Annotated in this window: 10 protein-coding genes; 6 read left to right on the top strand and 4 right to left on the bottom strand. The window is 46.1% G+C overall.

Annotated elements, in window-relative coordinates; translation table 11 throughout:
- The first annotated feature begins 1 nt into the window (after position 1).
- Positions 2-1,681 carry an FAD-dependent oxidoreductase gene (locus G6R11_RS12645; RefSeq protein WP_163133445.1) on the top strand — a complete coding sequence of 560 codons (1,680 nt, stop codon included), beginning with the start codon at positions 2-4 and terminating at the stop codon, positions 1,679-1,681.
- A 53-nt stretch (positions 1,682-1,734) separates the two neighbouring features.
- Here the strand turns inward: G6R11_RS12645 and G6R11_RS12640 are convergent, their stop codons facing one another.
- Entirely contained in the window at positions 1,735-4,059 is a 2,325-nt protein-coding gene (locus G6R11_RS12640; RefSeq protein ID WP_163133444.1) for a starch-binding protein, read from the bottom strand.
- A gap of 467 nt (positions 4,060-4,526) precedes the next feature.
- Here G6R11_RS12640 and G6R11_RS12635 point away from each other — a divergent pair, with 467 nt between their 5' ends.
- Positions 4,527-6,161, top strand: a complete 1,635-nt coding sequence (locus G6R11_RS12635; RefSeq protein ID WP_163133443.1) for an alpha-glucosidase — start codon at positions 4,527-4,529, stop codon at positions 6,159-6,161.
- A gap of 84 nt (positions 6,162-6,245) precedes the next feature.
- On the opposite strand, the gene G6R11_RS12630 is transcribed toward G6R11_RS12635, so the two are convergent.
- Positions 6,246-6,533, bottom strand: a complete 288-nt coding sequence (locus G6R11_RS12630) for a DUF2498 family protein (RefSeq protein ID WP_205472780.1) — start codon at positions 6,531-6,533, stop codon at positions 6,246-6,248.
- Between the two features lie 91 nt (positions 6,534-6,624).
- Positions 6,625-7,515 carry a DMT family transporter gene (locus G6R11_RS12625; RefSeq protein ID WP_163133442.1) on the bottom strand — a complete coding sequence of 297 codons (891 nt, stop codon included), beginning with the start codon at positions 7,513-7,515 and terminating at the stop codon, positions 6,625-6,627.
- A 136-nt stretch (positions 7,516-7,651) separates the two neighbouring features.
- On the opposite strand from G6R11_RS12625, the gene G6R11_RS12620 reads away from it, so the two are divergent.
- The 4 genes from G6R11_RS12620 (at position 7,652) to yegD (ending at position 11,464) form a co-directional block, all read left to right on the top strand.
- Positions 7,652-8,596 (top strand): GyrI-like domain-containing protein, encoded by a 945-nt coding sequence (locus G6R11_RS12620; protein ID WP_163133441.1) that lies wholly within the window; start codon positions 7,652-7,654, stop codon positions 8,594-8,596.
- Between the two features lie 15 nt (positions 8,597-8,611).
- Positions 8,612-9,511, top strand: a complete 900-nt coding sequence (locus tag G6R11_RS12615; RefSeq protein ID WP_163133440.1) for a transglutaminase family protein — start codon at positions 8,612-8,614, stop codon at positions 9,509-9,511.
- A gap of 69 nt (positions 9,512-9,580) precedes the next feature.
- Positions 9,581-10,006 carry a hypothetical protein gene (locus tag G6R11_RS12610; RefSeq protein WP_163133439.1) on the top strand — a complete coding sequence of 142 codons (426 nt, stop codon included), beginning with the start codon at positions 9,581-9,583 and terminating at the stop codon, positions 10,004-10,006.
- A 90-nt stretch (positions 10,007-10,096) separates the two neighbouring features.
- Positions 10,097-11,464, top strand: a complete 1,368-nt coding sequence (gene yegD, locus G6R11_RS12605) for a molecular chaperone (RefSeq protein ID WP_163133438.1) — start codon at positions 10,097-10,099, stop codon at positions 11,462-11,464.
- Between the two features lie 4 nt (positions 11,465-11,468).
- On the opposite strand, the gene G6R11_RS12600 is transcribed toward yegD, so the two are convergent.
- On the bottom strand, positions 11,469-12,725 hold the full coding sequence (locus tag G6R11_RS12600) for a sensor domain-containing diguanylate cyclase (protein ID WP_163133437.1): 1,257 nt from the start codon (positions 12,723-12,725) through the stop codon (positions 11,469-11,471).
- Positions 12,726-12,847: the final 122 nt, after the last annotated feature.

Below are 12,847 nucleotides of genomic sequence, written 5' to 3'. Positions count from 1 at the left end.
CATGACAAAGATTTTGATCATAGGCGGAGTAGCAGGCGGTGCCTCGGCTGCAGCACGCGCAAGACGTTTAAGTGAAGACGCAGAAATCATTATGTTTGAAAGAGGTCCCTACATCTCGTTTGCTAACTGCGGTTTGCCCTACCATATTGGCGGCGACATTGAGCAACGTGATGCTTTGTTACTGCAAACTCCAGAGAGCTTTAAAGCGCGATTTAATGTAGATGTTCGAGTAATGAATGAAGTGGTTAGCATTAACCGCCAAGATAAAACGCTGACTATTCGTAACTTAGAGACTCAAGAAAACTACCAAGAAAGTTATGACAAACTGGTACTTAGCCCAGGCGCTTCGCCGATCGTACCGCCGATTCCTGGCATCCAGAATTCGCGTACTTTCTCGCTGCGTAACATACCCGATATGGATAAGATCATTGCCAGCATAGAGCATAATCAGCCAAAACATGCCACGGTGGTTGGCGGCGGATTCATTGGTATAGAAATGGCCGAAGCACTGATTCAACGCGGTATTAATACCAGCTTAATTGAACTATCTGAGCAAGTAATGGCACCGGTTGATCGCGAAATGGCCACACCGCTACATCAAGAGATGCAGCATCATGGAGTAGACCTACGCCTAGGTGTAGCTCTAGAAGCAGTATTCCCAAGCCAACAAGAAATAGCCGATGAACTAGCCAGTGTAGACGAACAAGGCTTAGAGCTGCGCTTAAGCAACGGCGACTTACTGGAAACCGAATTGCTAATAATGGCGATTGGAGTAAAACCTGAAACCAGCTTAGCGCGTCAAGCCAACTTAAGCATCGGTGAACTAGGTGGTATAAAAGTAAACAGCCAATTACAAACTTCTGATCCCGATATCTACGCGGTGGGTGATGCCATTGAAGACCCAGAGTTTGTCACCGGCGATGCGGCACTTATTCCATTAGCAGGGCCAGCCAATCGCCAAGGCCGTATGGTAGCCAACAACATCTTTGGCGCAGGTGAGCATTACAAACGCAGCCAAGGCACCGCAATTTGTAAAATCTTTGATATCGCCGTGGCATCCACCGGTCTTAACGAAAAAACCTTGCAGCGCAAAGGCATCAACTACCAAAAAGTTTATGTACATGCTGCTAGCCACGCTGGTTACTACCCAGGTGCTCATCCTATAAATCTTAAGTTATTGTTTAATCCAGACAGCGGCGCAATTTTGGGCGCACAAGCAGTGGGTAAAGATGGCGTTGATAAACGCATCGACGTAATCGCAGTGGCTCAGCGCGCCGGTCTAACAGTATTTGACTTGCAAGATTTAGAGCTCACTTATGCTCCACCTTTTGGCAGCGCTAAAGACGTTGTGAACCAAGCTGGTTTTGTTGCGACAAACAGCATCAAGGGTGATACACGCTTGTGCCACAGTGAGGAAATCAATAATCCCAGTGAGCAGCAAATCATTTTGGATGTGAGAAACCCAGCTGAATTAGAAAAACTCGGTGCAATACCAGGCGCTATTAATATTCCGGTCGACCAACTGCGCGAGCGGATTAACGAGCTGCCTAAAGACAAGGAAATTTTGGTCTACTGCATGGTGGGTTTACGTGGCAATGTAGCCTATCGCCAATTGCTCAATCATGGCTTTAAAGCTAAAAACTTAACCGGTGGTTACAAGACCTGGTTAGCTAATCAGTAGCCATAAAAAAGCCCGGTGAAAACCGGGCAAAAGCTGAGACGCATAAAAACAAATTATTGCGCGTTCACCGTAATGTCTTTGGTCGCGCTATTAAAGTTGATGCGATAGGTAGTGTTATCAGACACTTGGTAATCCGCATTTGGATACGCTTCTGTCCAGTTACCACTATCTATCTTAAAGCGAGCCGGCGCTTCTTCACCATTAAAACTTTGAATGGTGTAGTACAAACCTGTGGCACTATCGTAATCAAGCTGGGCTTTACCCCATCCATTAGCTGTACCTCGGAAATACCATAGCTCATCACCACCATCGTCAGGGTTACCACCAACACAGTTTGTTGCCGCTACCCAACTACCTTGTGCATAACACAATACATCACCGGTGGTGTTTAGATCCGCGGTTTGATTAGCGCCACTATCGTTAAAGATAATGTTTAAGCTGCTTAACTTAGTACCAAAGTCATGGCAGTAGTACGCACCTTTTTGCACCATTGCCACACCTGGCCATTGCGCATTAGCAACTGATGTTTCAGCTGAAACCGACCAGTAGTAAAGGGTTGGATTATTAAAGCCAGCTTGGTTGTCGTAACAAACTTCGGTGCCACCAACAGGACCCGGATTAGTACCACTAATCTCAAAGCCACAAGCCTCTAAACTGCTCCAGCTACCATCTTTATAACAACCAGCACCTGCAGCACTTAAGTCAGCAGTTTTGTTTGCGCCGTTATTGCTGAAAATAGCGTTGATGCTAGTGAGTTCTACCGCTAGATCATGACAATAGAAATCACCATTTTTTTGCATGGCAACACCAGGCCAAGCTGCATCTGCCAAGCTACCTGCTGGCTGTGCGCCCCAGTAATACAATGTGGGTAGGTTTTCTGATGTACAAATAGAAGTAGCAGCTACTGGCGTAGCGGGTACTGGGTCAGTGCCACAGTTAGACGTACATGGACAATCTGCACCACTACAAACATCACCAATTTTAGCCCCTACATGAATAGCAGCTGCGCTGTCTCCACCTACGCTAAAGTTAGCTTGACCGCCACTTACGGTAATTACTGCTTGGCCACTTGAATCTGAGGCTTGATTACATTGGCCAGTGCTTTCATCAAAGTCTGCTTCGATAATATTACAGTACTGCCCATCTGGCATGCCGGTATCAAAGCTTTGGTTAATTGAGCTACCAAAACGTTTGTTGATAACCACAAACCCTAAGCCGCCACGACCAAAGGCGATTTGATCATTTCCACCTTGCCACCAGTTGGTGATACTCCATTCACCGGCAGTATGGTTACGGAAGGCCACCATGTTAGCTATACCACGCCACTTGTGCTCACACACCCAGTTTCCGCCGTTAAAACCACAAGCATTACCGGTATGCACACCGCTGCTTGGAGGGCCTGCATCAAAGTCACCGTTGAAGTAGTAACCCGACATGATTTTTGGGTAACCGTAAGGATAGGCCAGCGCAAAAATATTCGCTAAGAAGTAACCGTCACCTTGTACCCCATGCCAAATTGGACCACCAGGGTTATGACGTTCTTCATCGTGGTTGGTCACAAAGGTTACCGCATCGGCGCTAGATAGCTCCATTTGGTTTGCTAAATCACCTAACCACGCAATATTGCTATCGCGAAAAGCCGGACCTAACTTACGGGCAAACTCAAATTCGGTTACATCACCAATGTAGGTGTATTCGGTTGGACGTACAGGCTCGCCTGGCGCGCCAATCACTTCTTGGAAGATATATGGGTTGCCGTTTAGCTTGCCTTTAATTGCAGCAATGTCACCCGCAGGGATGTGCTTGGCTGCATCAATACGAAAACCTGCTACACCCATACTTATCGCATCGTTCATGTAATCTGCAATTTTTTGGCGAACATACTCTGAGCTAGTTTTAAGATCGTTTAATCCTACTAAATCACAGTTTTGCACTTGCCAGCGATTGCCATAATCGATGTCGCCAGTACACGAGTTGAAGTCATTTGGCCCGTAAGGCACTTCAGGGAAGTTTCTATCGTAGGCCGCCATGTGATTGATCACTGCGTCCACATAGATATCTACCCCAACGTTTTTACAGCGCTGCACCATATCTTGGAATTGACCACGGCTGCCACTGCGTCCTTCGAAAGAATAGCTAACCGGTTGATAACGACTCCACCACGCACCTGCGTTGTGGGATTTAGTTGGAGGTGAGACTTGCACGGCGGCAAATCCTTTAGGGCCAAGGAAGGTTTCACACTCTTGTGCAATATCTTCCCATTTCCATTCGAAGAGGTGTACAAAGGCGGTTCTTGGTGCCGCCGTGACGCTGGAAGCAAAGCCCAACGCCGCGCCCGCTAGCAGAGCGCTAGTGGCGAGTTTGTTAAGTTTTCTCATTGTTACTTTCCCATGTAATCTTAGAGCGTCTCTTAAAGACTTAACCCACCGCCACTCTGTGGTGTTTTGCGATGAGGAGGCAGACTAACCATTGGAAAGAACCACAAGTAAAACCTAATCTTAACTATCCATAGTTAACTTACCGCCTTTTTAATCTACGCCTATTTTTTGTTCAACAAACACTGCTGCTCATTTATTGAGCATTAGCTCACAAAGAATCTTCCACTTGGTGGATGATGTTTGACATTGATCAAACTTCAAACAAAAATCCTTTTATCAAAGATCCAACACAGCATTGGCAAACTAATCATCTGTAAACAAAGCACTCCAAATACAGTTACTAACAGCCCTACAGACTGCATAAACACAGAGTTTTATAGTTACGAGGATGAAAAAACAGCTAACTACTCGAATCGAATAAGAGGGTTTACAATGCAGGTAATTGGCAGCAGTAAAAGAATTTAATTATGAACAAACAATGGTGGCACTCAGCAGTTGTTTATCAGGTTTACCCGCGCAGTTTTTGTGATAGTAGTGGTGACGGCAACGGCGATTTACCAGGCATTATTAGCAAGCTAGATTATTTAGAAAAGCTCGGTGTAGACCTAATTTGGCTATCGCCTGTTTACCTCTCTCCGATGAAAGATAATGGCTACGACATAGCCGATTATCAGGCCATTGATCCACGCTTTGGCAACATGGATGATATGCGCCAATTAATCGCCCAAGCCAAGCAGCGTAATATCGGTATTATGATGGACTTGGTGCTTAATCATACCTCCGACCAACACCGCTGGTTTGAGCAAGCTAAACAAAGCCGTGATAATCCTTATCGGGATTACTATATTTGGCGCGACCAAAGAAACTCCATTGGTTCTATATTTGGTGGCCCAGCCTGGCAGTATGATTCAAATACCCAGCAGCATTATTTTCATTTATTTGCCGATGCCCAGCCCGATCTCAACTGGGAAAACCCGGCGGTAGCAGAAGAAATCCAACAAATGATAAGTTGGTGGGTAGACCAAGGAGTGGCGGGCTTTCGTTTAGATGTAATTGATTTAATCGGCAAGCAAATCGATCAAGGCATTACCGAAAATGGCCCACGTTTACACCCACTATTACAAGAGATGCACCAAGCTTGTTTCAAGGGTAAAAAGTTGGTTACAGTAGGCGAAACTTGGGGAGCAACTCCAGAGATTGCCAAGCTATATTCCGATCCTCGCCGCGAAGAGCTGTCGATGGTTTTTCAGTTTGAACATGCTGCCTTAGACTGGCACCCTGAGCACGGCAAATGGCAGGTTCAAGGCTTTGATTTAATTGCGCTTAAACACGTGCTTAGTAAGTGGCAAACCGCCTTTGATGGCGATGGATGGAATGCCTTGTTTTGGAATAACCATGATTTACCGCGCATTGTTAGCCGCTGGGGAGATGATGGCCAATACCGTGAAGCCAGCGCCAAACTATTCGCCACCTTACTGCATGGAATGCAAGGCACGCCTTACATCTATCAAGGTGAAGAAATTGCCATGACCAATGTGCAATTTGATCAACTCGATGACTACCACGACATCGAAATCAAAAACAGCTACCAAGAAAAAGTGCTTGAGCAAAAAAGCTTAAGCCACCAGCAATTTATGCAAGGTGTGTATAAAAGCGCTCGAGATAATGCTCGCACGCCGATGCAGTGGGATGACTCGGAAAATGCTGGCTTTAGTTGTGGGCAGCCTTGGCTCAAACTTAATCCTAATTATGCTCAGATTAATGTTGCCGCCGCGCTGGATAATCCAAACTCGGTGTACTATCACTACCAGCGTTTGATTGCTCTGCGAAAATCTAAAGAGTATGGCGATACTTTGGTTTATGGCAGCTACCAGCTACTGCTCCCGGAGCATAAACAGGTGTTTGCTTACCTTCGTCAATATCAGGGTCAGCGTTTATTGGTCCTGGCCAATGTATCTGCGCAGCAACAAAGGCTTAGTTTAGATTACCAAGTGGATAAAGTGCTGCTGGATAACCTTCAGCCAGAAGATGAATCGAAGATTGATTTAACTCAGCTCAATTTAGCGCCTTACCAAGCGCTTATATGCACGCTAGCGGATTAAATGGCGATGCAGTATTGAGCGAGCCAATTGGCTCAACGATACTTAGCGCTTTACTCGGCGGTAAAGCGCTAAGTCGTTAATAATTTACTCGCTAAGGGTGTATTGCTCTGATAAACGATGGCACAACCACTTATACAAATTAAATGCTTTTGGGCTGTTGCTAGTGGGTAATAAGTCATCGTCTAGAAAAGCTTCCCCCTTAAAGGTAAGCACGTCTCGCTGCTGTGACACTTCACGAACTTCTATCCCTGGAATGAAATCTTCGTGCTCACGCAGTAGCTGATTGGCCAGATCAATCAAGTCTTGTTGGCTTATTGCTTGTTTAGTCATCACACCATGAGTATTTGGGTAAATATGAATTTTAGCATACACAGAAGTGCCTACTTACCCTAGTGCTAAGATCAAAACTTGTGGCGCTTTTCTCAGCTTAAAAAACTGAGAAAAAACGCAATAAGCCAAGTAGCTAAACCGCTTGTTTTTTACCGCGCCATTGTTGTATCAATAAGCCACTAATAATTAACACTAAACCTAAATAGGTGGCGGGTTCTATCACTTCGTTCAGAAAATAACTGATAAAAAACAGTGATAAAAATGGCGATATAAAAATCAGGTTACTAATGCGAGCGGTGTTGTTAGTAAATTTTAATGCCAATACCCAACAAACAAAGGCAATGCCCATTTCAAATAGGCCTACATAAGCAGCGCCCAGCCAAGCCTTTGCATTAAAGCTAGGTAAACCATCACTCCACCAGCAATAGGCCAATACCATGGGTAGACTAAAGCAAAATGCCACCAATAAACTGGCTACAGGATCACCAGAGTTACGGGTATTAATGATCCAGTAACCGGCCCACAACAAGGTGCTAAACAATGCCAATACTACGCCAAGCACACTATCAAACTGCATGCTGAGCAAGTCACCCCGGGTAGCAATCACCAGCACTCCAAAATAGCCAAATGCCATGGCAATAAGATCTTGCTTACGCAGTTGCTGCTTTAGAAAGGGCACCGCCAACAAGGCCAAGGTAATCGCCCAAGTGTAATTAAGTGACTGAGCCTGCTGAGCAGGCAAGAGTTCATAGGCTTTGAATAACACCAAATAGTAAAGAAAGGGATTAATCGCGCCCACCAGCAAAAAGAAGCCCGGCCGCTGCTTGGCATAGCTGAGTGCCAAGGGCAGTTTGCGTTGCCACAACAACACACCACTTAGCAGCAAAATGGAAGTCACTGACGCCAGTAGTACCAATTGAATAGGGCTTAGCCACTGCAGTGCCAGTTTAAAAGCAGTGGCTACCGTAGACCACATTAACACTGCACTTATGCCAAATACATAGGCTTTCGTTTGTGAATTCATTATTACTTTACTATTTCCTACTAAGGTGCTCAGTGTATTCGGCATAACTGGCTAGAACAAGCCTTTAACAAACGAATCTATCGCCTAACTCAAAAACCTTAGTTAAGGAAATTAATGCCTTAAACATTGCGCAAGAATGGAAAAGAAAATTGTTCATAAACTGGCTAAACTGATTTCAAGTCAGGTATTTGAGTCCAACATGACAAGCCAACAGCAACGCATCAATGCAGTTAAAATACACTTAGAGCAAAGGCTTGATAGCCCACTGGATATCGCTCAATTGGCTTCTTTAGCTTGCGTTTCACACTTTCATTTTTGTCGGCTATTTCATGCCTATGTGGGTGAAAGCATTTATGCTTATCGCAAGCGTTTGTTGCTAGAGCGCTCACTAAATCACCTGAGGTTTAGTCAACTAACCTTAATCGATATCGCCAGCCAGAGCGGCTATCAAAACCAAGCATCCTTTAACAAGGCGTTTAAACAACAGTTTGAGCAAACGCCACTACAGATAAGAAACCAAGCTTGGCTTAAGCCTGAGCAGCATTCGGTAAAAGCCAACAAGCTCCTCGCTCGAGCGGCCCGCCAAATTGAGGTAATAGAGCTCGCACCACAATCGGTATTAAGTAAGCGAGAGCAAGGCCCTTATTTACAAGCCGCACCCAAAGCATGGCGCCAGCTGTTTAGCGCTTGCAATGACATGGGTTTAGATACTCAGCAGAGCACCATGATTGGCATCTCCTACGATGACCCCAGCGTCACCCATCCAGAGCAAGTGCGTTTTGATGCTTGCTTAAGTTTGCCGATTGAGCCAACAAGTCCAGAAGCCTTGCCCAGCACTTCACAACTGGCCGAACTGGGCATACAACAGCTCACCTTAGCGGGTGGATTATTCGCCAAGCTGCGCCACCACGGAGGCTACGCCAATATACCTAGTAGCTACCAAGTGGTGTTGCGCGACTGGCTGCCGCAGTCAAACTATCAGCTTCGAGACGCCAATTGCTTAGAGATCTACCACAATAAAACTGCCGATGGCGTCCCGGAAAAAACCTTAATAACAGACCTTCTACTGCCCATTCAATAAGCGAAGATAAATGCCATGACTAACTCGATTAACTACGCCAGTTTTAGTGAGTTTAGCGACCCGCAACACTATTTAGCGCAACTGCCAGATTACCAAGCGGTTATTGCAAAATTAGTTAAGTGCGTGCAAAACAACCTAGTTCACCCTTATTGGCTACAACACTACCAACTCGATCCAGATTTCACCCAGCGCTTAAACGAGATGCAAACTCGCAGTGTGCAGCAAAAGCTTAGTTGGTTAGATAATGTCGAGCAGCCGCTGCTTGCGGACAAGCCTGCCAGCCAAAGAATGCTCGGAAACTGCCGTGATTTTGCCTTGTTACTGTGCACATTATTACGCGCTCAAGGTATTGCTGCGCGCTTGCGTTGCGGCTTTGCTACCTACCTTGGCATGCACAACTATGAAGACCACTGGATATGTGAATATTGGCACAAGCTGCAACAGCGCTGGGTAAAGGTAGACGCCCAACTTGATGCCAAGCAACAAACCCTATTAAACATTACGTTTGATCCGCTAGACCTGCCAGACGGAGAGTTTGTATACGCCGGTACAGCTTGGCAGCTAAGCCGCAATACACCAGAACTCGCCGAACAATTTGGTATCCTCAGTATTACTGGCTGGCCTCTACTGCAAGGCAACTTACTGCGAGACATATTCGCCCTAAGTAAGGTCGAGTTACTGGCTTGGGACAGCGGCTGGGGGCTCAATCAGCACTATTTTGAGTACAGCCAATCTAAGCAAGATTTACAGCTACTAGATCAACTGGCAGAGCTAAGTGCTAATTCCTTAGCCGAACAAGCCTTTACACAAACTAAAAGCCAAAGGCTGGCTTTTCCAACAAACTGGCAATGGCAGCTAGCCCCAAGCATTGAAGCGCTGTTACAACAGCATAACAGCGCAGCCGAGCTCGACTAAACGTTCATTGACAAATTACACTATTGAGCTATATTCGCGCTATTAACAGAACACAAAGTAAGTGCGATAATGCTCCCCCTCCACAAGCCTCTTGGCCTAGCGCTGCTGTTTAGCTTAAACGCCTGCAACAGCGATAAACCTCTTACTGACGAAGACTACACTCTCTATAGCCGCTATACCCTAGACAACCAAAGCAACTACTCTCTCACCTTTAGCAGCGAGCTAAGGCCGCAAATAGAAACGCTAGACAAGCAACTATTTCAAGGTCAAATAGCCTCTGGTGAGCGCAAACAAATACTGGCTTACTTCGACCTTAGCCAAGCCACCAATCCCCCTTCAAGTAGTTTCAAGCAACTGCAGCTGTATGCCGATTCTGGCCAAGGCGAACAGCTTGTTTATCAGCTGATTGATGACCAGCACTGGCAATTACAGCGTAACGACAGTAATCAAGAAACCTATCTACTCACCATTGTTGATGCCGATTTAAACTGGTAAATCCCCTAGGCTGACTTGCTGAAACGCTATACTCAAGACCTTAATTTTGCTACTCTGCGCGACCTTTTTTGCAGGTATGAGGCCTAAGTTATGAGTCGTTCGATTGCAGGTTTTGATTTTGGAACCTCTAACTGTGCAGTGGGTATTATGCAGGGCAAGCACGCGCAATTAGTGAAGCTTCCCGAGCACGGCAACTACATGCCTTCTACCTTATTTGCCCCGCAATCTGAGATGATTTGCGGCTGGTTATATCAGCAGCTAGACGCTCAGGATAAAGCACAAGCCTTTCAACAAGCACGCGGTCAGCAACTTAGCGCCAGCTTACGTGCCTTAAAAGAGCTCAAGCTAGATGGATATGACGAGCACCTAAGCTTTGGTCAACAAGCGCTAAAAGAATACTTAGTCGACCCCGCCGATTGTTACTACGTGCGCTCACCTAAATCATTTTTAGGTGCAAGCGGCATTCGTGAACGCCAACAGCAACAGTTCGAAGATATCGCCGCTGCCATGATGTGGCACATTAGCCAGCAAGTGAAGCAAAGTGGTCAAGCCGAATTGGCCAAAGTGGTGATTGGTCGCCCGGTTAACTTCCAAGGTTTAAATAGCGAAGTGAGCAACCAGCAAGCCATTAGCATTCTGAGCAATGCCGCCCGTTTTGTTGGTTTTGAGCAAGTTGAGTTTTTATACGAGCCAATGGCAGCAGGTTTAAGCTACCAACAACAATTGCAGCAAGAGCAGCGAGTATTGGTGATCGATATTGGCGGTGGTACCAGCGATGTGTCGATGTTGATTATGGGGCCCGATTACCTGGCTACGCGCGATCATCAAGACTTAGTGCTGGGTTACAACGGTGAACGGATTGGCGGGAACGACTTCGATATTGCGCTAAATTTTGAGACTCTAATGCCAAGCCTTGGTGCCAAACTCAAGCTCGCGAGTGGCCAGCCAATGCCAATTAAGCCTTTTTGGGATGCAGCGGCAATTAACGATTTCCCCGCTCAAACCCGCTTCTATGAAAAAGACACCCGATTATTGCTACAGCGCTTACTTAAAGAGCCGCAATTAAGTCCGCTAAAGGGCTTACTACGCTTAAGTGATGAACGACAAACATACCAGTTAAGCGCCTGCGCCGAGCAAGCTAAAATTGCCTTGAGTGAAGCTCAAACTTCCACTGTGGATTTGTCTTACTTGATTGAGCAATTGCAGGTTGAAGTTAGCCAAGAAGCTTATCAGCAAGCTGCCGAACGACTGCTTAACAGCATCGCTACGCTTAGTGACGATGTTATCGCACAAGCGGGTTGCCAGCCCGAGGCGATCTTTTTAACCGGCGGTAGCGCTAACTCACCGATGATTAAAAACTTTTTGGCTAAGCGCTATCAAGCACCTTTAATCAGCGGCGATAACTTTGGTAGCGTAACCAGCGGCTTAACCTTGTGGGCAGATAATATCTTTGAGTAAGCCGTTATAACTCATACACTTGTGGAGCCAGTTCGACTCTATTCTTGCCACGCTCCTTGGCCATATACAAAGCGCTATCGGCACGGGCAACTAGCGCTTCGGGGCTAGCGTCATAAGAGCTAAGCATCGCTAAACCCAAACTAACAGTGGTGCTAAAACTATGCTCGTCTTGAGTTACTTCTAGCTCTGCTAAATGCTGACGCAATCGATTAGCAACATGCAGGGCCTGCTCTTGAATCGCGTTAGGCAACAATAGTAAAAACTCCTCTCCACCCCAGCGGCATAAATAGTCACCATTGCGCAGCACCTTTAAGCTTTCAATAGCAAATACCCGTAAGGCTTCGTCGCCAGCAGGGTGACCAAATCGGTCATTGATCTGTTTAAAGTTATCTATGTCTAACAAGATGCAGCACAAGGGTTGCAGAGAGCGTTTGCTAATCGCAAATTCTTCGGTGAGGGTCTCACTCATCGAGCGGCGATTCATTAAACCTGTAAGAGGATCGTGATTAGCTTGAAACTCCAAACGTCGCTGATCGTGATGCTGTTGTGTCACATCCATCATCACCGATTGCACCGCGGGTTTACCATTCCAACTCACCAAGGCTTCACTAATATGCAACCACGCCGAAGTGCCGTCGCGGCGCACGTTTTCGGTCACCACACTATTGCTCTCCACCTCGCCTTGAATCAATTGTTCGTGAAGTTGAATGGCTTTTTGCTGGTTTTCCTTAGGAATGAGTGACAGCAAGCTGTCTAAACTCAGCACTGCTTCTGGGCTGTCGTAACCCAGAATATTGGCCATTGCTTGGTTACAATAAAGCGGCTCAAAAAAACGGTGAACAACAATGCCCTGCATGGAAGATTCAAGCAATGAGCGGTAACGCTGCTCACTCTGCTGTAAACGCTTTTCTGCGGCCACCTGCTGAGAGAAATCAACTAAGGTAATTTGCAGGGCTGGCTTACCTTGCCATTCGGTTAAGTGGTCGATAGTGAGCACAGAAATCGCGTCACCATCGCGATTAGTATTTTCGTAAACCCGCACCTTAGGCCTAGCTTTACCGCTCATCACGGCTTCGTAAGCACTAATGGCCTCATCTCGATCATCTTCTGCAATCAGAACCAACAGGGATGGCAGGGCCATAATTTCTTCAGCACTGTTATAGCCAAACATCTGGGCATAGCGCTCGTCGGCAAACAGCGGCACAAAGTCACGATGAATCACCATTCCATAATAAGCACTAATATCAGAAACTTTGCCCATACTTAACCAAGTTTAACTAAGGTTATTTAAGCGTAGTCAGGCAAGCTGGTGAACTCAACTGTCGGCAGCTAACTACCACTTAATTAATAGTACTGTTACATTGCTACTAGCTTTGCGAAAAA

The sequence above is a fragment of the Agarivorans sp. Alg241-V36 genome, from assembly GCF_900537085.1.
Lineage (GTDB): Bacteria > Pseudomonadota > Gammaproteobacteria > Enterobacterales > Celerinatantimonadaceae > Agarivorans.
This window is presented reverse-complemented; position numbering and strand designations above follow the sequence as displayed.

Bases quoted from the DNA above. Each gene is read 5' to 3' on its own strand.
- G6R11_RS12600 (WP_163133437.1), bottom strand. From the start codon at position 12,725: ATGGGCAAAGTTTCTGATATTAGTGCTTATTATGGAATGGTGATTCAT.
- G6R11_RS12635 (WP_163133443.1), top strand. From the start codon at position 4,527: ATGAACAAACAATGGTGGCACTCAGCAGTTGTTTATCAGGTTTACCCG.
- G6R11_RS12615 (WP_163133440.1), top strand. From the start codon at position 8,612: ATGACTAACTCGATTAACTACGCCAGTTTTAGTGAGTTTAGCGACCCG.
- G6R11_RS12610 (WP_163133439.1), top strand. From the start codon at position 9,581: ATGCTCCCCCTCCACAAGCCTCTTGGCCTAGCGCTGCTGTTTAGCTTA.
- G6R11_RS12625 (WP_163133442.1), bottom strand. From the start codon at position 7,515: ATGAATTCACAAACGAAAGCCTATGTATTTGGCATAAGTGCAGTGTTA.
- G6R11_RS12645 (WP_163133445.1), top strand. From the start codon at position 2: ATGACAAAGATTTTGATCATAGGCGGAGTAGCAGGCGGTGCCTCGGCT.
- G6R11_RS12640 (WP_163133444.1), bottom strand. From the start codon at position 4,059: ATGAGAAAACTTAACAAACTCGCCACTAGCGCTCTGCTAGCGGGCGCG.
- G6R11_RS12620 (WP_163133441.1), top strand. From the start codon at position 7,652: ATGGAAAAGAAAATTGTTCATAAACTGGCTAAACTGATTTCAAGTCAG.
- yegD (WP_163133438.1), top strand. From the start codon at position 10,097: ATGAGTCGTTCGATTGCAGGTTTTGATTTTGGAACCTCTAACTGTGCA.